Annotated in this window: 19 protein-coding genes; 15 read left to right on the forward strand and 4 right to left on the reverse strand. The window is 72.1% G+C overall.

What is annotated here, in order from left to right:
* Nucleotides 1-12: 12 nt before the first annotated feature.
* Entirely contained in the window at nt 13-1041 is a 1029-nt protein-coding gene (locus tag GKS42_RS10610) for a LacI family DNA-binding transcriptional regulator (protein ID WP_154793791.1), read from the reverse strand.
* 123 nt (nt 1042-1164) lie between these two features.
* Here GKS42_RS10610 and GKS42_RS10615 point away from each other — a divergent pair, with 123 nt between their 5' ends.
* The 6 genes from GKS42_RS10615 (at nt 1165) to GKS42_RS10640 (ending at nt 6883) form a co-directional block, all read left to right on the forward strand.
* On the forward strand, nt 1165-2382 hold the full coding sequence (locus tag GKS42_RS10615) for an Nramp family divalent metal transporter (protein ID WP_154793792.1): 1218 nt from the start codon (nt 1165-1167) through the stop codon (nt 2380-2382).
* Between the two features lie 5 nt (nt 2383-2387).
* A complete protein-coding gene (locus GKS42_RS10620) occupies nt 2388-3413 on the forward strand; it encodes an NAD-dependent epimerase/dehydratase family protein (RefSeq protein WP_154796658.1) in 1026 nt (341 codons plus the stop codon).
* Nucleotides 3413-4435, forward strand: coding sequence for a dihydrodipicolinate synthase family protein (locus GKS42_RS10625; RefSeq protein ID WP_154793793.1), 1023 nt, complete (start codon nt 3413-3415; stop codon nt 4433-4435). The genes GKS42_RS10620 and GKS42_RS10625 overlap by 1 nt, the downstream gene beginning before the upstream one ends.
* Before the next feature lie 190 nt (nt 4436-4625).
* A complete protein-coding gene (locus GKS42_RS10630; protein WP_154793794.1) occupies nt 4626-5144 on the forward strand; it encodes an EXLDI protein in 519 nt (172 codons plus the stop codon).
* A gap of 192 nt (nt 5145-5336) precedes the next feature.
* Nucleotides 5337-6122: an ABC transporter ATP-binding protein gene (locus GKS42_RS10635; protein ID WP_154793795.1), complete on the forward strand. Its 786-nt coding sequence runs from the start codon at nt 5337-5339 to the stop codon at nt 6120-6122.
* Nucleotides 6119-6883: an ABC transporter permease gene (locus GKS42_RS10640; protein ID WP_154793796.1), complete on the forward strand. Its 765-nt coding sequence runs from the start codon at nt 6119-6121 to the stop codon at nt 6881-6883. The genes GKS42_RS10635 and GKS42_RS10640 overlap by 4 nt, the downstream gene beginning before the upstream one ends.
* A 3-nt stretch (nt 6884-6886) precedes the next feature.
* On the opposite strand, the gene GKS42_RS10645 is transcribed toward GKS42_RS10640, so the two are convergent.
* Nucleotides 6887-7432: a YbaK/EbsC family protein gene (locus GKS42_RS10645; protein ID WP_154793797.1), complete on the reverse strand. Its 546-nt coding sequence runs from the start codon at nt 7430-7432 to the stop codon at nt 6887-6889.
* Complete coding sequence (locus tag GKS42_RS10650) at nt 7432-7959, reverse strand: YbhB/YbcL family Raf kinase inhibitor-like protein (RefSeq protein ID WP_154793798.1); 528 nt, start codon at nt 7957-7959, stop codon at nt 7432-7434. The genes GKS42_RS10645 and GKS42_RS10650 overlap by 1 nt, the downstream gene beginning before the upstream one ends.
* A 198-nt stretch (nt 7960-8157) precedes the next feature.
* On the opposite strand from GKS42_RS10650, the gene GKS42_RS10655 reads away from it, so the two are divergent.
* The 8 genes from GKS42_RS10655 to GKS42_RS10690 all read left to right on the forward strand — a co-directional run bounded on the left by GKS42_RS10655 (nt 8158) and on the right by GKS42_RS10690 (nt 17194).
* Nucleotides 8158-8991: a hypothetical protein gene (locus GKS42_RS10655; protein ID WP_174791069.1), complete on the forward strand. Its 834-nt coding sequence runs from the start codon at nt 8158-8160 to the stop codon at nt 8989-8991.
* Nucleotides 8991-10715, forward strand: coding sequence for a DNA polymerase Y family protein (locus tag GKS42_RS10660; protein WP_154793799.1), 1725 nt, complete (start codon nt 8991-8993; stop codon nt 10713-10715). The genes GKS42_RS10655 and GKS42_RS10660 overlap by 1 nt, the downstream gene beginning before the upstream one ends.
* Nucleotides 10716-10829: 114 nt before the next feature.
* Nucleotides 10830-11768: a hypothetical protein gene (locus GKS42_RS10665; protein WP_154793800.1), complete on the forward strand. Its 939-nt coding sequence runs from the start codon at nt 10830-10832 to the stop codon at nt 11766-11768.
* Nucleotides 11769-11910: 142 nt separating this feature from the next.
* Nucleotides 11911-12939 (forward strand): Fe2+-enterobactin ABC transporter substrate-binding protein, encoded by a 1029-nt coding sequence (gene fepB, locus GKS42_RS10670; protein WP_154793801.1) that lies wholly within the window; start codon nt 11911-11913, stop codon nt 12937-12939.
* A gap of 135 nt (nt 12940-13074) precedes the next feature.
* A complete protein-coding gene (locus tag GKS42_RS10675) occupies nt 13075-14046 on the forward strand; it encodes a FecCD family ABC transporter permease (RefSeq protein ID WP_232848010.1) in 972 nt (323 codons plus the stop codon).
* Entirely contained in the window at nt 14043-15116 is a 1074-nt protein-coding gene (locus tag GKS42_RS10680) for a FecCD family ABC transporter permease (RefSeq protein WP_232848011.1), read from the forward strand. The genes GKS42_RS10675 and GKS42_RS10680 overlap by 4 nt, the downstream gene beginning before the upstream one ends.
* 9 nt (nt 15117-15125) lie before the next feature.
* Complete coding sequence (locus tag GKS42_RS10685) at nt 15126-15977, forward strand: ABC transporter ATP-binding protein (RefSeq protein WP_154793803.1); 852 nt, start codon at nt 15126-15128, stop codon at nt 15975-15977.
* Nucleotides 15974-17194, forward strand: a complete 1221-nt coding sequence (locus GKS42_RS10690; protein ID WP_154793804.1) for an enterochelin esterase domain-containing protein — start codon at nt 15974-15976, stop codon at nt 17192-17194. The genes GKS42_RS10685 and GKS42_RS10690 overlap by 4 nt, the downstream gene beginning before the upstream one ends.
* Here the strand turns inward: GKS42_RS10690 and GKS42_RS10695 are convergent.
* Complete coding sequence (locus GKS42_RS10695; protein ID WP_154793805.1) at nt 17184-17678, reverse strand: nitroreductase family deazaflavin-dependent oxidoreductase; 495 nt, start codon at nt 17676-17678, stop codon at nt 17184-17186. The two genes, GKS42_RS10690 and GKS42_RS10695, sit on opposite strands and share 11 nt — an antisense overlap.
* Before the next feature lie 93 nt (nt 17679-17771).
* Between GKS42_RS10695 and GKS42_RS10700 the strand changes: the two genes are divergently transcribed.
* Nucleotides 17772-18203, forward strand: coding sequence for a hypothetical protein (locus GKS42_RS10700; protein WP_154793806.1), 432 nt, complete (start codon nt 17772-17774; stop codon nt 18201-18203).
* Nucleotides 18204-18247 lie beyond the last annotated feature (44 nt).

An 18247-nucleotide genomic window follows, 5' to 3' on the forward strand; every position in this document is an offset into this window, starting at 1 on the left:
CCCCGGTCCGGCTCACCCCCGGGCTGGGGTGCCCGGCGCCGGGCCGGTGGAGCCGCGCACGATCAGTTCCGTGCCCAGTTCACGGATCACCGGTTGCGTGGAGGGCGCCGGGGCGAGCGCGATCTCGAGCGCAGCAGCGCCCATCGCGCGTAACGGCAACCGCACCGAGGTGAGTCCGGGGTTCAGGTCCCGGGAGACCGCGATGTCGTTGAAACCCGCGACCGAGACGTCCTCGGGCACGGCCCGGCCGTGTTCGCGCAGCCAGGACATGGCTCCGATCGCCATCTGGTCCGCGGTGCCCACGAGAGCCGTCAGACCGGGCCGGTCGGTCAGCAACGCACCCGCGCCCGCATAGCCCTCGTCCCGCGTGGGCGCACCCTGGCGCAAGGTGACAGACCCGCCCGCGCCCTCGATGGCCGACCGGATACCGTCGACACGTTCCACCGTTGAGCTCACCTCGGCCACGCCGACCAGCACCCCGACGTCACGGTGGCCCAGCGCGACCAGGTGCTCGCCGAGCCGGCGACCGCCCGTGGCGTTGTCCACGAGCACGTGGTCGACGTCGAAGTACGGATGCCCGATCGCCACCACCCGCCCGCCGGCCGCCTCGAAGGAACGGGCCCGGGCGGCCATCATCGTGCCGTAGCGATCGTCCGTGCGACCCGAGCCCGCGATGATCACCACGCCGGTGCGATGCGCCTGCAGCAGCCGGAAGTACTCGAGCTCACGGTCCACGTCCCGTTCGGTGCTGCAGATCGTGACCAGCAGCTGACGGTCGGTGGCGACCTCGTGGATGCCGTTCACGATCTCGGAGAAGTACGGGTCGTCGACGGTGCCGACCAGGACTCCGACGGTCCGGGCGGCGCCGCCGAGCAGACCCTGCGCCTGTGCGTTCGGGACGTAGTCGAGGTCACGGGCGGCCCGCTCGACCCGCTCACGCAAGGCCGTGGCCACCGGGTAGTCGCTGCCGGAGAGCACCCGGGACGCCGTCGGCACGGACACGCCGGCGCGGTGTGCGACGTCACGCAGGTTGACGGCCATGGCAGGAGGCTATGGCATCGGGCGGCTCGTCACCGATTCGACAGACCTCCGGCGCGCGGGGTTGACGGCGATGTGTCCGCGGTCATAGTTTCATCACCTACCCCCTGAGAAAAGGCTTTCTATATGTCGACGAGTTCTCCGCCGGTCGAGTCGCGGGTCCGCGTGCCGGGTCGTCTCGGTCCAGCCTTCATCACCGCGGCGCTGGTGTTCGGCCCGGGCAGTGTGACCACGGCCAGCTCGATGGGGGCGGAGTTCGCCTACGACCTCGTCTGGGTCCCGGTCATCGCCACGGTGCTGATGCTGTGCTTCGTGGACCTGTCCGTACGGATCGGCCTGACCACGGACACCGGCCCGATCGGAACCGTGTCGCGCCGGCTGGGGCGCGTCGTCGGCGTGCTCGTCGGACTCGGCGCGTTCGCCGTCACCGCGTCGTTCCAGGCGGGGAACTCCGTGGGAACCGGCGCGGCCGGGAACGTGCTCTTCGGTGGCAGCACCGCGGTGTTCGCGGCGGTGTTCACGCTCGTCGCGATCGGGTTCCTGTGGCTGCCGTCGTTCTACAAGTACCTCGAGCGCACCATGATCGTGATCATCCTGGCGATGCTCGTGATCTTCGTGGTCACCGCGGTGGTCTCCGCCCCAGACCTCGGTGCGCTGGCCGCCGGCCTCGTGCCGAGCATCCCGACCGGCTCCTCGGCGGTCATCGTCAGCGCCGTGGCCACCACCTTCTCGGTGGTCGGCGCGTTCTACCAGATCCAGCTCGTCCGCGAGAAGGGCTGGGGCGTCGACGACTACCAGGTGGCTCGTCGGGACGCGGTGGTCGGCACCCTCATCCTCGGCACGCTCTCGACCGTCATCATGATCGCGGCGGCGGCCGTGCTGAACCCGGCCGGACTGTCGGTCACGTCCCCGGCGGACATGGCGACGATCCTCGAACCGGCGATCGGACAATGGGCCACGGTCCTGTTCGCGCTCGGCCTCTGGGCGGCCGCGTTCTCCTCGCTGATCGGCAACAGCACCATCGGCGGCAGCATGCTCGCCGGTGCGCTCGGGATCGAGGCCGGTGGCCTGGAGTCGAAGCGGGTGAAACTCTGCATCACGCTGGTGCTGGTGCTCGGTGGGGTGGTCGCCGTGGCGTTCGGGGGCATCCCGGTGCAGCTGATCCTCACCGCGCAGGCGGTGACGATCCTGCTGGTTCCCCTGATCGGCGTGGTCCTGGTAGCCCTCTCCCGGGATCGCGCCCGTGGCACGCTGCGCCTCGGCACACCGCAGCTGGTGCTTGCCGTCATCGGGGTCCTCTTCCTGACCCTGCTCGCCATCACCTACGTGAGGAACCTGCTGTGACCGAGATGACCCGGCCCGTGGACGAGGCCGACCTGGACGAGCTGCTCTCCCGGCCCGGACCCGGCGTGGGTGCCGCGCTCGCCGCGGTGAGCGGCGACATCGTGCTGCTCGGTGCCGGCGGCAAGATCGGTCCGACGATGGCGCGGATGGCCAAGCGCGCGCTCACCGAGGTGGGCTCCGACGCCCGGGTGATCGCCGTGTCCCGGTTCTCCGACCCGGTCGCGGCCGAGTCGCTCGAGGCGCACGGGGTGCGGGTGCACCGCGCGGACCTGGCCGAGCCGGCGAGCTACTCCGCGCTGCCCGATGCGGCAGCCGTGTTCTTCCTCGCCGCGATGAAGTTCGGCACCACCGGCGCCGAGCACCAGACCTGGTGGTCGAATGCGGCCATCCCGGTGCTCGTGGCCGATCGCTACCGTGGCGTTCCGACGATGGCGTACTCGACGGGGAACGTCTATCCCCTCACGCCACTGGCTCACGCCGGCTCGATCGAGTCCGACCCGCCGGGACCGGTGGGCGAGTATGCCCAGTCCGGGCTGGCCAGGGAGCGGATCTTCACCAACGCAGCGCACACCTGGGGGACCCCGACGACGATCTTCCGGCTGAACTACGCCTGCGAGCTGCGTTACGGGGTCATCGCCGACATCGCCACGAAGATCGCCGCCGGTGCACCGGTGGACGTCACGATGCCGGCGGTGAACGTGGCCTGGCAGGGCGACATCAACGCGTGGGCGCTGCGCAGCATCGAGCTCGCCGGGGTACCACCACACGTCCTGAACGCCACCGGGCCGGAGACGGTCTCGGTGCGCCGGATCGCCACGCTGCTCGGCGAGGTGATGGGCAGCGCGCCCGTGCTGGCCGGCGAGGAGTCCACCGATGCCCTCCTGAGCGACGCCGGTGAGTGCCATGACCGCTACGGCTATCCGAGTGTGCCGTTGCGCCGGCTGGTGCGCTGGGTGGGGGAATGGGTGGCCGACGGCGGGCGCCAGCTCGGCAAGGTCACCAAGTTCCAGCAACGGGAGGGAAAGTTCTGATGCGCCTTCAGGAGCGTCTGCGTGGCGGTGTGGTCATCCCTGCCCACCCGTTGGCCGTCACCGCCGACGGCGACATCGATCTGCAGGCCCAGCGTGCGCTGACCCGGTACTACCTCGAGTCCGGTGCCGACGGCCTGGCGGTGGGGGTGCACACCACCCAGTTCTCGTTGCACGCGGATCGGGGCGCGTTGCGTGAGGTGTGGGACCTCGCCGCTGCCACCGTTCTCGAGCTCGCCCCCGAGCGGATGCTGATCGCCGGCCTGGTTGGCGACACCGTGCAGGCCGTAGCCGAGGCGCAGGCGGCGGTGGCCGCCGGCTATCACGCCGCGCTGCTCAGCCCGTGGGGGATGGCGGACGGCAGCGAGCGGGCCCTGCTCGAACGCGCCGGAGCCGTTGGGGAGATCCTGCCCACCATCGGTTTCTACCTGCAGGACAGCGTGGGCGGCGGGCCGCTCGGGCGCGGCTACTGGAGCGCCCTGTTCGATCTGGAGTCCGTGATCGCGGTCAAGACCGCGCCGTTCGACAGGTACCGGACCAACGACGTGGTCCGGGCGCTGCTCGAGCACGATCGCTGGGCCGAGGTGGCGCTGCTGACCGGTAACGACGACGCGATCGTGCACGACCTGATCACCCCGTACCGCCGCGGCGACCGGGTGGTACGAGCGGCCGGTGGCCTGCTCGGACAGTGGGCGGTCGGTACCCGGGCCGCGGTCGGGCTGGTCCGGCGCGCCCGAGAAGCAGTCGCGGCCGACGCGGTCGGGACCGATCTGCTTGCCGAGGCGACCGACCTGGTCGAGGTCAACGCGGCCGTGTTCGACGTCGACCATGACTTCGCCGGATGCGTGCCCGGGGTCAATGAGGTGCTCCGGCAGCAGGGGCTGCTCACCTCGGCGCACTGCCTCGACCCCGTCGAGGCGCTCTCACCGGGGCAGGCCGATCTGATCGGACGCGTCCGGACGCAGTTCCCGGAGCTGCTTGATGAGGAGTTCGTGGCCGACCGCCGCGATGAGTGGTTGCGCTGACGGGGTCGTGATGACGGTGACGATCGTGGCCGCGCGGTTGGCCCCGGAGGTGAGGTCGGCGCGGACGGCCGGGGTCGGCGGGGGCTGACCCGAGGCGGTGCGGGACGAGTCGTGATGTCCCGATCTCTCCGATGCCTTGCACTATACGTATACATATGCGTATCCTCCTACCGGAGGATACGATGAGCCCATGCCGAACAAGACGATCTATGTCTCCGACGCCGACCTGCCCCTCTACGAGCGGGCGCAGGAACTCGTCGGCGGCAACCTCTCCCAGGCGATCGTCAAGGCGCTGCGTCGGTACGTCGACGTCGAGGAGGGAAAGGACGAGGGTTTCGAGGAGATCACCGTCCGGGTCGGCCCCGGCAAGGGGCGGCGCCAGCGGTTCCTGGGTGTGCTGCTCGTCGAATGGCTCCAGTCCACGAAGGACCGGGTGCACAAGTACAAGGTGTATCGCAGCCGGACCGGCAAGTACGTCGTCCACGCCGAACACTCGCCGGAACAGATCTGGGCGGCCGGGGCCGACGGGCAGGCCAAGGGCTGGCGCAAGCACGTCAGTTCGGACCAGACCTGGGGCACCACGGCTGCCGTCGCCACGCTCGAGATCTTCGACGACCTGGACGCTCTCCGTGAGAAGGTCCCGGCCTCGCTCTACGACCTGGTCGCGGCCAGTGCCGACGTTCCCGAGGTCGAGGACCTCGACATCTGAGTCCGCCGGGGGATAGGCCCCGGGCGCACCACCACCGCCCACGGGCGGGCGCGAGCCTGCCCAGCAACGCCCGCACGTCTCAAGGGCGGGCGCGAGCCTGCCCACCCACCCACTGCCTCGGGAGGTGGGCCGGCCATGCCAACACGACCTCCGCCGTCGGCCATCGACGCGCCGGACGAAAGGAACGACCAGATGACAACCATTGCGGACCGACCCCCAGCGATCCACGTCAAGGACCTGGAGAAGTCCTACAAGGACCTGCAGGTGCTGCGCGGCGTCGACTTCGACGTGGCGCCAGGCGCCATCTTCGCCCTGCTCGGCTCCAACGGGGCCGGCAAGACCACGATCGTGCGGATCCTGTCCACCCTGCTGCGGGCGGACGCGGGAACCGCGACCGTGAACGGTTTCGACCTCGCCACGCAGCCGACCGACGTGCGCGAGTCCATCAGCCTGACCGGCCAGTTCGCGGCTGTGGACGAGATCCTCACCGGACGGGAGAACCTCGTGCTGGTCGCCCGGCTGCGGCACCTGTCGAACCCGGGCGGGGTGGCGGACGACCTGCTCGCGCGCTTCAACCTGACCGACGCGGCGGCCCGGCCGGTCTCGGGCTACTCCGGCGGTATGCGTCGGCGGCTCGACATCGCCATGAGCCTCATCGGGACTCCGCGGGTGGTCTTCCTGGACGAGCCGACCACGGGGCTCGACCCCCAGGCCCGCAACGACATGTGGCAGATCGTCCGCGACCTCGCCGACGACGGCACCACGGTGCTGCTCACCACCCAGTACCTGGAGGAGGCGGAGAAGCTCGCGGACCGGATCGCCATCCTGCACGAGGGGAGGATCATCGCGAACGGCACGCTGGCCGAGATCAAGCAGCTCGTACCGCCCGCCGAGGTCACCTACGTCGAGAAGCAGGCTTCGCTCGAGGACGTCTTCCTCGCCATCGTCGGGACCAACACCACCAAGGAGCAGTCATGACCGCACACGTCCTCGCCGACACGTCCGTCCTCGTCGGCCGGTCGATGCGCCACATCACGCGCAGCATGGACACCATCATCACCGTCACCATCACGCCGATCGCGATGATGCTGATGTTCGTCTACGTCCTCGGCGGCGCGATCCAGGCCGGGGCGGGCCGGTACGTCGACTACCTGCTGCCCGGGATCCTGCTGATCACGATCGCGTCGGGGATCGCCTACACGGCCGTCAGGCTGTTCAACGACATGACCAGTGGGATCTTCGAACGGTTCCACTCCATGCCGATCGCGCGCTCGTCGGTGCTGTGGGCGCACGTGCTGACCTCGCTGGTCTCCAACGGGCTCTCGGTCGCGATCGTCGTGCTCGTCGCGCTCGTGATGGGGTTCCGATCGCCGGCGGGACTGCTCGCGTGGCTCGCGGTGGTGGGCATCCTGGCGCTGGTCACCCTGGCGCTGACCTGGCTCGCCGTGCTCGCCGCGCTCGCCGCGAAGACGGGGGAGGGCGCCACCGCGTTCTCCTACCCGCTCATCTTCCTGCCGTTCATCAGCTCCGCGTTCGTCCCGACGGACACCATGCCCGCCCCCGTGCGAGCCTTCGCCGAGAACCAGCCGGTCACCTCGATCGTGAACACGATCCGCGCACTGCTCGCGGGGGAGCCGGTCAGTGGCGACATCTGGATCGCGCTGGCGTGGTGCGTGGGTATCCTCGCCGTCGCCTACGTCCTGTCGATGGTCGCCTACCGGCGCCGGATCGCCTCGTAGGGGTCAGCTCGCCAGGCCCTCGACGACCTCGACGCCGGGCATCGCGGCCAGTACCTCGCCCGGGAGCAGGATCTTGGACCGGCGCAGGCCGCTGCCGATGATCGCCCGGCCGGTGCCGACCGCCGGATCGAGCAGGATCCGGTGGTCGGCGGGCAGCCCGATCGGGGTGATCCCGCCGTACTCCATGCCGGAGTCGGCGACCGCACGGTCCATCGGCAGGAACGAGGCCTTGCGGACGTCCAGCAGGCGCTTGACCACGTTGTTGACGTCCGCGCGGGTGGTGGCGCGCACGACGGCGGCCGCGATCCGCTCCTGGCCGGCGCGCCGCCCGGCCACCAGCACGCAGTTCGCGGACGCCTCCAGCGGCAGGTCGTAGGCCTCGGTCATCTCCGCGGTGTCGGCGCAGCCCGGGTCGATCTCGGCAACAAGCACCTGCCCGACGGCGTCGGGCGCCTGCTGCGCCCACGCTGCCAGCGCGGCGCGGACGCCGGTCGCGAGCAGGTCCGGGTGATCGAGGGCGGGTGCCCAGTCCAGGGTTCCGAACCGCATCAGCGCTCGAACGTCGGCGTGATCACCGCGCGGGCGAGGGTGTGGAACAGCGCGACGAAGGAGAACTTGGTGGCGCTCTCCTCATGGGAGAGCTCCAGGGTCTCGACGTCGAGGGCGTGCACCGCGAACGCGTAGCGGTGCGGGCCGTCACCGGGCGGGGGTGCGGCGCCCTCGTAGGCGAACGCCCCGCCGTCGGTGCGGGCGTGGAAGGACGCGCCGGGCAGGGTCAGGTCGCTCTTGCCCCAGCCCTGCTCCATCTCCGTGACGGTCACGTCAAGGTCCGCCACGGTCCAGTGCCAGTAGCCGGACGGGGTGGGGGCATCCGGGTCGAAGCAGGTGAGCAGGAAACTCTGCGTCTGCGGCGGGAAGCCGGACCAGCTCAGCTGGGGCGAGACGTTGCCGCCGGTCAGCGAGTGCAGCGCGGGCAGGGGAACGCCGTCGGTGATGTCGGTGCTGGTGACGGTGAACGTGGCGGTGGCGGGCAGTACGTCATAGGGGGCGGGGGCGACGGGGCGCTGCAGGTCCATGTCATCTCCTTGCGCGAGGTGAGCCGGCCGTTGCCTCCGGCTCCACCTCTAAACCTACGACGACTTCGGGCGCTCGGCCCTCAGGGCACGCGCGCGTCGGGTCGCCGCTCGCGAGCGGTCCGACCTTGGTACAGTATTCGAACCGACGTTCGAATGTCGGTGGTGGCTTCTAGCGTGATGGACGTGGGAGGAGGAACGATGGCGACCACGTCGAAGTTGGAGGATGCGCGGCGGGCGCTGGCCGCCGCGGAGGCCTCGGCCGGGCTGCGGACGGTGCTGAGCGGTCCCACCGTTCGCGCGGTGTCCGGCCTCGCGCCACCCGCTCACGCGGCGCCGGGCTCGCCGGAGCCCCCGCCTCCTCCCGCTGGGGTGGGCCTCGATCCGGAACGGGTGCTGCCGGTGCCAGCCGCGCTGGCGCCGCTGTTCCCCTATGGCGGGATCCGCCGCGGCACCGGGGTGCAGGTGGCCGGGTCCACCTCGCTGCTGCTGCGCCTCGCGGCCGCGGCCTCCTGCGCCGACGTGTGGTGCGCGGTGGTGGCCCTGCCGGACGTGGGGCTCGCGGCCGCCGCCGAGGCCGGCCTGCCCCTGGACCGGATGGTGGTGGTGCCCCGGCCCGGCCCGGACTCCCCGTCCGTGGTGGGAGCGCTCGTGGACGGGTTCGACGTTCTGGTGCTGGGGGACTGCACGGCGTTGGCGGACCGGGACCGGCGGCTGCTCGCCTCCCGGGCCAGGACCCGAGGGTCGGTGCTGCTGACCACCACGCCCTGGCCGGGTTCGGAACTCGTGCTCGACGCCGGGGACCGGGTCTGGCGCGGCGTCGGGCGGGGGGCCGGGGTGCTGCGCACCGAGGAGCTCACAGTCGTGGCGTACGGGCGGGGCGCCGCGGCTGCCCGACCGGTCCGGGTCCGGGTGCGGATCGGCCCGGGTGGGGTGGAGACCGCCGCCCCCGACGAGGTCGGCGCGAACGGCCCGACGGCGGCCCCGGAGTTCGTCGTGCCGGTCGCCGGACGCTCGTTGGCGCAGGTCGGCTGATGGGCGCCGCCGAGCAGTTGCCACCGCCGGTTCCGGCTCCCGAGGGCGCGCGGCTCGCCGAGGCCGCCACCCGGCTCGCGGTGCTGTGGGTCCCGGACTGGCCGATCGCCGCCGCCGTCGCCGAGGGGTTGATCGGTGCGCACCAGAGCGTCGTGCTCCACGACGGGCGCGGCGTCACCGCAGTCTCCGCCAAGGCCCGTGCGGAGGGGGTGCGCCGTGGGATGCGTCGGCGCACCGCGCAGGGGCTCTGCCCGGACCTCGTGCTGCTGCCCGCGGACGAGGCGCGGGACGTGCGTGCGTTCGAGCCGCTCGTGCAGGGCGTGGAGGAGGTGGTGCCGCAGGTGCAGGTGATGCGGCCCGGGGTGATCGCCGTGGGCGCCCGTGGCCCGAGCCGTTACCTGGGGTCGGAGGAGGCGGTGGCCGAGGCGCTCGTCGGTGCGGTGGCGCAGGCCAGCGGCTCCGAGGCCCAGGTGGGGATCGCGGACGGCCTGCTCGCGGCCCTGTTGGCGGCCCGCACCTCCACGGTGGTGCCGCCGGGGAGGTCGGCACGGTTCCTCGCCCCCCGGGACGTGCGGGACCTCATCTACATCACCACCACGCGTCAGTCCCGGGCGGCCTACACCGATCTGGTGGACCTGCTGCGCCGGTTGGGGCTGAGCACCCTGGCCGATCTCGCCATGATGCGCACGGCACACGTGCTGCCCCGGTTCGGTGAGCTCGGGGTGCAGGCCCAGCGGCTGGCCAGAGGGCTGGACGCGTACCCGCCGCAGACGCATCGGCCCGAACCCGACATCACCACCCATGCCGAGCTCGACCCGCCCGCGCAGCGCATCGACACCGCCGCGTTCGCGGCGCGCCGGCTGGCCGAGGAGTTGCAGAGCCGGATGGTCCGGCGCGGCGTGGTGTGTGCCCGGTTGCGGGTGTCCGCCCGGGCGGAGAACGGCTCCGAGCTGACCCGTACCTGGCGAATCGACGGCGCACTCACCGCCACCGAACTGACCGACCGGGTGCGGTGGCAGCTGGAGGGCTGGCTCAGTGGGCGCAGTGGCCAGCCACCGAGTGCGGCGCTGACCCATCTGGAACTCGCCGCCGAGGAGATCAGTCCGGCCGCCGCGGTCCAGGACGGGCTGTGGGGCCGGGTGGGGCGGGGCCAGGTCCAGGCCGGCCGGGCCGTGCTGCGGGTCCAGGGGCTGATCGGTGCCGAAGGGGTGCTCGCCCCGGTGCTGGAGGGCGGACGCTCGCCGCGGGACCGGGTGCGGCTGGTGACCTGGGGGGACGAGCTGCGCCCGCTCCGCGACCCCGAGGCGCCGTGGCCGGGGCAGATCCCGCGGCCGTTGCCGGCGACGGTGCCGGCCGAGCCGGTGCCGGCTCGTCTCGTGGACGCCCAGGGGGATCCGGTGCGAGTGGGCCGGCGCGGCGAGCTCGAGGGCGATCCGGCCCTGGTTGAGGTGCGCCGAGCCACCCGAACCGCGTCGAGCGGGACCGTCTCGACGGCCGGGACCGTCCGGGCGGCCGGGACCGTCCGAGGTGCCGGGGCCGCTCGCGGAACTGGAACCACTGCGACTGCGCACCCCATCACCGGGTGGGCCGGCCCATGGCCGGTGCATGAACGGTGGTGGTCCGGCACCGAGCCGCGCACCTACCTGCAGGTGGTCACCGAGGGCGGTGCCCTGCTGTTGGCGGGGGAGGGCGGCAGGTGGTGGGTCGAGGGGGTCTATGACTGACGGGTGACGAATCCGGACGGCAGGCCGGTGGCGAACCGCTGCGGACCGATCACGATCGGGCATCGATCCGGCCATGCCCCGGCGGTCGGAGGGCGCCGGGATACCCTCGACCACATGACCAGCAGAGTCCGGCACGCTCTCGTGGCCGCCGCCGTCTCGCTCGGACTGGTGCTCGTGGCCGGGTGCGGGGGAGCCGGCGGTGAGGACCCGGGCGACGGCGCCCCGCCCACCGACTCGACCGGGACCACGGGCGACCCGACGGACACACCGCGCGGCGACCCGGTCGACCTGGTCGACCTCTGGCGGGTCAGCGGCGCGGAGGGTGAACGGCCCGACACCTGGTTGCGCCTGGAGGCCGGCCAGTTCCAGTTGTGGCGTGACTGCGGGATGCTCATGGGCGAGTGGGCGGCGTCGTCCACCCTGTTCCTGGCGAGCCTGTCCGGGTGGTCGGGATCCTGCTCGACCGACGACGCCGACGATGCCGACGACGCCGACGATGCCGATGGCGCCGACGATGCCGCGACCCCGGTCGCGCCGTGGCTCGACCGGGTCACCGAGTACCGGTCGGCCGCCTCGGGCTGGGACCTGCTCGACGCCGATGGCGCGGTGGTCGCCACCCTGAGCATCGACGGCGCCCCCGAGCCGATCGACACGGCGGCGTCGTCCTACGCGGAGCCGCCCGAGGTCACCGACGAGGTGCGAGCGTGGCTCGCGGCGCCGGCACCGCTTCCCGACGGCGTGACCCCGGCCTCGGAGGACGACCTGGTGGGTCGGTGGGTTCCCACCGACCCGGTGCCCACCGACCCTCATGTGGAGTTCGCCGCCGACGGCACCTGGACCGGTTCCGATGGCTGCAACGGTGGCGGTGGCCGATGGGTCATCGACCCCGACGGCCTGGTGCTCACCACGTCCGGGCCGCAGACGCTCATCGGGTGCGAGGGTGCGCCGGTGCCGTCCTGGGTGGCGATGTCACGCACGGCCGCGCTGGACGGCGCAGTGCTGAGCCTGTTCGACCGCGACGGCGACCTGGTCGGGGAGCTCGCCGCAGGCTGAACCGCGTCGTCAGGCGGGCCAGATGTGTGCGAGGTCACAGCCTACGCAGGGTCCGATGAGGTTCGCCTTATTTAGGTAAGGGTAACCTGCATTCTTGCGTACCGTTCGGGTGCGTGCCCCTCTGACGAAAGGACGCACACCCGTGTCCCTCGGTACCCTCGCGCCCCGGCGCGCCCGCGCCGTGCTGGCGACGATCGCCGGCGCAGCCCTACTCCTGAGCGCCTGTTCCTCCGGTGACGACTCCGACCCGGACAGCACCACCTCCCCGAACGGCGAGCAGGCCGACGTCGCCGTCGAGGGTGACTGGCCGCGCACCGTCGAGCACGACGCCGGCGAGACGGAGATCCCCGAGGCGCCGATCACGATCGTGTCCACCTCGATCACCATCACCGGGACCCTCCTGGCCATGGACGTCCCGGTCGCCGCCAGCGCGGCCACCGGCGTGGGGCCGCTCACGGACGAGAACGGGTTCTTCGCGCAGTGGGCGGACGTCGCCGTCGAGCGCGGCGTCGAGGTCCTCTACCCGAACCTGGAACTGGATCTGGAGGCGGTCGACGCGCTCGCCCCGGACCTGATCATCGGCTCGGTCACGGGTGCGGACTCGACGGTGGACGCCTACGACCAGCTCAGCGAGATCGCTCCGACGATCCTGCTCGACTACGGCTCGAACACCTGGCAGCAGCTGGCCGTCACCCTCGGTGAGGCGACCGGCCTCGAACAGAACGCGACCGACGTCGTCGAGGAGTTCGACGCCTTCCTGACCGAGTCCGCCGCGGCGATCACGCTGCCGGACCAGCCCGTCACGACCGTCGCCTACAACGGCGCGGACGGCGGCGGCATCTTCTCCGACACGAGTTCCCAGGCCGCCATCATGACCGGGCTGGGCTTCGAGTACGCCGCCGGCCCCGAGGACCTGGCCGACGAGGTGCGCACCGATGTCACCTTCTACACCGCCGAGAACCTGCCGTCCGCCCTCGCCGAGCCACAGACGGTGTTCATCATCTCCGGTGGCGACGAGGACACGGACGCCTTCCTGGCGGACTCGCTCCTGGCCAACACCCCCGCCGTGGTGGCGGGCAACGTGCTGCCGCTCGGCCCGACGTCGTTCCGGATCGACTTCTACTCCGGCACCCAGGCGGTCGAGGCGATCATCGCCGCGTTCGGCGCCTGATCGGTGTCCCGAGCGGTCAATGCACCCGCGCCGTCCGACCCGGGGGTCGCTCGCGAGAGCGGCCCCCGGGTCGGTGGGAGCGTCCGAACGACCTCGACGGCGGCCCGCGCCGTCCGGAGGTTCGTCGCCCTCGTCGTGGGTGCCCTGATCGTGCTCGTCGTGGCCGGTGTCGGTGGCCTCGCGGTCGGCTCGCACCCCATCGAGCTCGCCGCGGTCGTCGAGGCGATCCGCGCCTACGACCCCACCGACGGTGATCACACCATCGTCGTCGCCTCACGGATCCCACGGACCGTGCTCGGGGTGGTCGTCGGAGTCTGCCTCGGCCTCGCCGGTGCGCTCATGCAGGCGGTGACCCGCAACCCGCTCGCCGAACCCGGGCTGCTCGGGATCAACGCCGGCGCCTCCCTGGCCGTGGTCATCGGGATCTCCTACCTCGGCGTCACCACGGTCGCCGGCTACCTGCCGCTGGCCTTCCTGGGAGCGGCGATCACCGCCGTCGGCGTGTACCTGCTCGGGACCGCCCACCGGAGCCAGGGCACCCCGGTGCGGATGGCGCTCGCCGGCGCCGCGATCAGCATCGTTCTCGGTGCCCTGACCCGGTCGATCCTGCTCGGCGACCAGGCGGCCTTCAACCAGTTCCGGTACTGGGCCGTCGGCTCCCTGCAGGGTCGCGGCTTCGACGTCATCGGGACCGTGCTCCCGTTCGCCCTGCTGGGGGTCGCGATCACGCTCCTGCTGGCCCGATCGCTGAACGCCGTGGCGCTCGGTGACGAGACCTCGCGGGCGCTCGGCGTGAACGCCGGTCTCGTCCGCGGTGCGAGCGCGCTCGCCGTCGTGCTACTCGCCGGAGCAGCCACGGCCGCGGCCGGCCCGATCGCGTTCGTCGGGCTCGCCGCCCCGCACATCGTGCGCTCGATCGTCGGGCCGGACCAGCGCCTGCTGCTCCCGGCCACGTTGGTCGTGGCGCCCGCGTTCCTCGTCGCCGCCGACGTCATCGGGCGGTGGGCGATCGCCCCGGGCGAGCTGCAGACCGGCATCGCCGCTGCCATCCTCGGCGGCCCGGTGTTCGTGTTCCTGGTGCGCTCCCGACGGATGGCCTCGCTGTGAGTGGGACCCGCGGCGCCGCACCGGTCGCCCTCGTGACCCGACCCGGCCTGATCGGCGGGTGGGTGCTGCGGCTGGGTCCGCTGTCGATCCGCCTCGATCCCCGGCTGCTGTTCGTCGGGACCCTCCTGCTGCTCGCCGTCGTGGTCGTCGGCACGGTGACCCTGCTGACCGGAACCATCGAGCTCTCCGTCGGCGAGGTGGTCGCCGCCGTCTTCGGCCACGGCGACGATCGCACGCTCCGCACCGTGCAGGGCCGCCGGCTGCCACGACTGCTGACCGCGCTGCTCGTCGGCGGCAGCCTCGGGGTGGCCGGCTCGGTCTTCCAGAGCCTGTCCCGCAACGCCCTCGGCTCCCCGGACATCATCGGGTTCACCACCGGCGCCGCGACCGGGGCGGTCGTGCAGATCGTGCTCTTCGACGGCGGGGTGGTGCAGGTGGCGATGTCCGCGATCGCCGGCGGTGTCCTGACCGCCCTCGTCGTGTACACCCTCGCCCGCAAGGACGGGATCACCGGTGGGATGAGGCTGGTCCTGGTCGGCATCGGGGTCGGCGCGATCCTGGCCGCCGTGACGTCGTTCCTCATCGTGCGCGCGGACATCAACGATGCCGAGACCGTCCAGCGCTGGGAGGCCGGGTCCCTGATCGGGCGCGGCTGGCCGCACGCCGTGAGCGTCGCCGTCGCCGTGGCCGTGCTGCTCCCCGCGATCATGGTGTGCGCGCGCCGGATCACCTACGTCGAGATGGGCGACGAGTCCGCCCATGCCCTCGGCATCCCCGTGGAGACCTACCGGTTCGCCGTCCTGGTCATCGCCGTTGCCCTCACGGGCGTGGCCGTGGCCGCGACCGGACCGATCGCATTCATCGCCCTCGCAGCGCCACAGATCGTGCGGCGCATCACCCGGCGCGGCGGTGTGATCGTCATCCCGTCGTTCCTGATGGGGGCCGCCCTGCTCGCCTGCGCCGATCTGATCACCCAACGCATCGACTTCGGGATGCCGGCCCCCGTCGGACTCGTGACCTCGGTGATCGGCGGCGTCTACCTCATCTGGCTGCTCGCCCGACGAGCCTGAAAGGACCGCATGACGCTCACCTCGACCTCCCCCGCAGCGGCAGGATCCCCGCCCGGCGGCGCCCTGCGCGCCGACCACGTCGACCTCGGGTATCCCGGCCGCACCGTCGTGCAGGACCTCAGCCTGGAGGTTCTCCATGGCGAGTTCACCGTCATCATCGGCCCGAACGCGTGCGGCAAGTCGACGCTGCTTCGAGCCCTCGGGCGGATGCTCGCACCCACCGGTGGGCAGGTGCTGCTGGACGGCCGCGTGATCACGCAGTACCCCACCAAGGAGGTCGCACGGCGGATCGGGCTGCTGCCCCAGTCGCCCGTCACGCCGGACGCGATCACCGTCGCCGACCTGGTGGCCCGGGGCCGGTACCCGCACCAGCGCCTGCTCCGGCAATGGTCGAACGAGGACGCCGAGGTGGTGGAGGCCGCGCTGCGACAGGTGGGCATGCTCGAGCACGCCGACCGGTTGGTGGACGAGCTCTCCGGTGGTCAGCGCCAGCGGGTCTGGATCGCGATGACCCTCGCGCAGGCTACGCCGATCCTCCTGCTCGACGAGCCGACCACCTTCCTCGACGTGGTCCACCAGCTGGACGTGCTCGACCGCTGCTCGGACCTGCACCGGCAGGGTCGAACCTTGGTGGCGGTGCTGCACGACCTGAACATGGCCGCCCGCTACGCGACGCACCTGGTGGTCATGAGCGAGGGGCGGGTGGTGGCGCAGGGTGACGCTGCGGACGTGCTGACCCCCGACCTGCTCCGGACGGCGTTCGGTCTGGACGCGCTCGTGCTCGCCGACCCCGAGAACGGCCGGCCACTGGTCGTGCCCCGGGACCGGCGCGCCGCCTCGGACGAGGGGACGGACCGATGACTCGCGAGAGCCGAACCACCACCGATGGCCCCGTCCCGGCCCTGCTCGAGGAGGTCGTCGCCGCACCCGACCGGGGCCGGGCCGCGAGCGCGTTCTGGGACACCCTCGAACGCGCGCCGCTGATCGGCCCCGCTCGGGAGATCGACGGCAGACGCCGCCACCCGGTCACGTTCCTGTGGCGTGCACAGGACCCCGGCGCCGAGGTCATGGTGCACCTCAACGGCATCACCGACGCCCACCGCGAGGACCTGACGCCCGCGCGGCTGCACCGGATCGAGGGCACCGACCTGTGCCACCGCACCGACTGGCTACCGGCGGACGGCACCTGGGGGTACCGCATCGTCGAGCTGGACCGGCTGCCCACCGACGCCGGCGCCACGCGAGCGGGCTGGCTGGCGATCCACGAGGCCGGGCGCCCGGATCCACTCAACCCGCGCTCGCAACCACATGCGCTCGGTCAGATCTCGAGTCTGCTCGTGATGCCCGACGCCTATCAGCACCCCGCGTGGGCGGACACCCCGGGCACCGCGGCGCCGTGGATCACCTGGGAACTGCCGGGCGACGGCGACGCTCCCCGGACGCTGCACCACTGGCAGCCGGCCGGAGCGAGCACGCGGCGCCGGGTCCTCGTGCTGTTCGACGGCGAGCAGTGGACGGCCCTCGGTCTCGCCGACGCCATGGAGCGGTCCGGCCTGGACGTGGAGATCCTCCTTGTGGACTCCCACGGCCCACAGCGTCGCGCGGCGGACCTGCCGTACCCGGAGCGGGCGAGCCGGATCGTCGACGCCGCGCTGGCCCGGCGCGCGACCGAGTTCGGCGGGCGGGTACCCGCGGACCGGGTGATCGTGGCAGGTCAGAGCTTCGGTGGGCTGGCGGCCGCCGGTGTCGCGCTGGTACGGCCAGATCTGGCCGCGACGGCGATCGTCCAGTCCGGGTCGTTCTGGTTCACCGACGGCGATGAGCCGCGGCGCCACAACCCGGTCCCCGCCGACCTGGTGCGCCGCCTGCGGGCCGGCGAGTTCGGGCGCCCGCTGGCGCGGTTCCACGTCCAGGCGGGCACCGACGAGGGCACCATGGTCGACCAGGCCGAACACTTCCACGCCGCCTGCGCCGGGGCCGGGGGAGCGGCGAGTCTGCGCGTGGTCACCGGCGGGCACGACTACGCCTGGTGGAAGCACCACCTGCTGAGGACCCTCACGGACGTCGTCACCGACTGACCGCCCGCTGGGTGTCCGGGATCGGCGCGTCCCAGCGTCGCGGCCGGACCCGCACCAACGGCATCCGCTCCGCGATGTCCTCGGGCAGCGGGCCGTCGACGGTGAACCCCTCGATGCCGAGGCCCTTGGCCAGTGTGCGCACCGTGCCCGGGTGCCGTTTGCGGTAGTCGTCCAGGACGATGCGACCCTCCACCGGATCGAGGATCCGGGCGATCGCACTCACGCCGGTGCCCCACCCGGACCACATCCGTACCCGCGGATCGGCCTTGACGTTGCGCAGCCACTGGGACGTCCACCCGTACCCGGAGATGACGTAGACGTCGTCCCCGTCGATCTTGATCGTCTCCAGCACCACCTCCCTGATCAGCCCACTCCTGCGTCCGCGGTGCTCGAGCATCACGAACCGCTTGCTGAGCAGCCCGCCGAGACCGAGGCGGAACATGGGGATCGGGGCACGGGCGATCACGCGGGGGATCTTGCGCATGGACCAGCCTAGGCATGAAAGCGCGATGTAAGCAGGTCGGGGGACGCTTGCCGCCGACGGTCGCCCGACGCGGCCACGGACGAGGGGACGACGATGTCGATGATCGTGGCCGCGCGCCGAGCGAGCTGGGCCGGGCTCACCGCGCTGACCGGAGTCATGCTGCTGACGGGGACGTACGGGGTGGAGCGCAGCGACCCCGTCGACTGGGTCTCGACGTCGACCGAGACGTCGGGGGCCGAGCCGGCCGGCGCCGTCGTCGTGGGCCTGACCGACCCCGACGGCGCGGTCGGGTACCGCGCCGAGCTCCAGCCGGGGCCGGGCCGGCTGGTCCTCGTCGACAACGCCGACGACGGCGCACCTGTGCTCGCCTACGTCTGGATCGAGAGTGAGGGTCCGCAGGTGTTCCTCGGTGCCGGTCCCGGAACGCAGACGCTCGACCTGGACGTCCCAGCGAACAGGGAGTTCGGTCTGCAGGTGTGCGTCCAGGGCGGTGCCTGTTCGGCCACCGTCCACGGCAGGACCTGATCGGGCGTCAGCGTCCCGGGTGGAACTCCACCGACTGCACGGAG

It is taken from the genome of Occultella kanbiaonis, from assembly GCF_009708215.1.
GTDB classification, from domain to species: Bacteria; Actinomycetota; Actinomycetes; order Actinomycetales; family Beutenbergiaceae; genus Occultella; species Occultella kanbiaonis.

Excerpts from the sequence above, each read along its gene's own strand:
- GKS42_RS10630 (WP_154793794.1), top strand. The coding sequence starts at position 4,626 with ATGCCGAACAAGACGATCTATGTCTCCGACGCCGACCTGCCCCTCTAC.
- GKS42_RS10655 (WP_174791069.1), top strand. The coding sequence starts at position 8,158 with ATGGCGACCACGTCGAAGTTGGAGGATGCGCGGCGGGCGCTGGCCGCC.
- GKS42_RS10690 (WP_154793804.1), top strand. The coding sequence starts at position 15,974 with ATGACTCGCGAGAGCCGAACCACCACCGATGGCCCCGTCCCGGCCCTG.
- GKS42_RS10685 (WP_154793803.1), top strand. The coding sequence starts at position 15,126 with ATGACGCTCACCTCGACCTCCCCCGCAGCGGCAGGATCCCCGCCCGGC.
- GKS42_RS10650 (WP_154793798.1), bottom strand. The coding sequence starts at position 7,959 with ATGGACCTGCAGCGCCCCGTCGCCCCCGCCCCCTATGACGTACTGCCC.
- GKS42_RS10645 (WP_154793797.1), bottom strand. The coding sequence starts at position 7,432 with ATGCGGTTCGGAACCCTGGACTGGGCACCCGCCCTCGATCACCCGGAC.
- GKS42_RS10625 (WP_154793793.1), top strand. The coding sequence starts at position 3,413 with ATGCGCCTTCAGGAGCGTCTGCGTGGCGGTGTGGTCATCCCTGCCCAC.
- GKS42_RS10700 (WP_154793806.1), top strand. The coding sequence starts at position 17,772 with ATGTCGATGATCGTGGCCGCGCGCCGAGCGAGCTGGGCCGGGCTCACC.
- GKS42_RS10620 (WP_154796658.1), top strand. The coding sequence starts at position 2,388 with ATGACCCGGCCCGTGGACGAGGCCGACCTGGACGAGCTGCTCTCCCGG.
- GKS42_RS10660 (WP_154793799.1), top strand. The coding sequence starts at position 8,991 with ATGGGCGCCGCCGAGCAGTTGCCACCGCCGGTTCCGGCTCCCGAGGGC.
- GKS42_RS10610 (WP_154793791.1), bottom strand. The coding sequence starts at position 1,041 with ATGGCCGTCAACCTGCGTGACGTCGCACACCGCGCCGGCGTGTCCGTG.
- GKS42_RS10695 (WP_154793805.1), bottom strand. The coding sequence starts at position 17,678 with ATGCGCAAGATCCCCCGCGTGATCGCCCGTGCCCCGATCCCCATGTTC.
- GKS42_RS10615 (WP_154793792.1), top strand. The coding sequence starts at position 1,165 with ATGTCGACGAGTTCTCCGCCGGTCGAGTCGCGGGTCCGCGTGCCGGGT.
- GKS42_RS10640 (WP_154793796.1), top strand. The coding sequence starts at position 6,119 with ATGACCGCACACGTCCTCGCCGACACGTCCGTCCTCGTCGGCCGGTCG.
- GKS42_RS10635 (WP_154793795.1), top strand. The coding sequence starts at position 5,337 with ATGACAACCATTGCGGACCGACCCCCAGCGATCCACGTCAAGGACCTG.
- GKS42_RS10665 (WP_154793800.1), top strand. The coding sequence starts at position 10,830 with ATGACCAGCAGAGTCCGGCACGCTCTCGTGGCCGCCGCCGTCTCGCTC.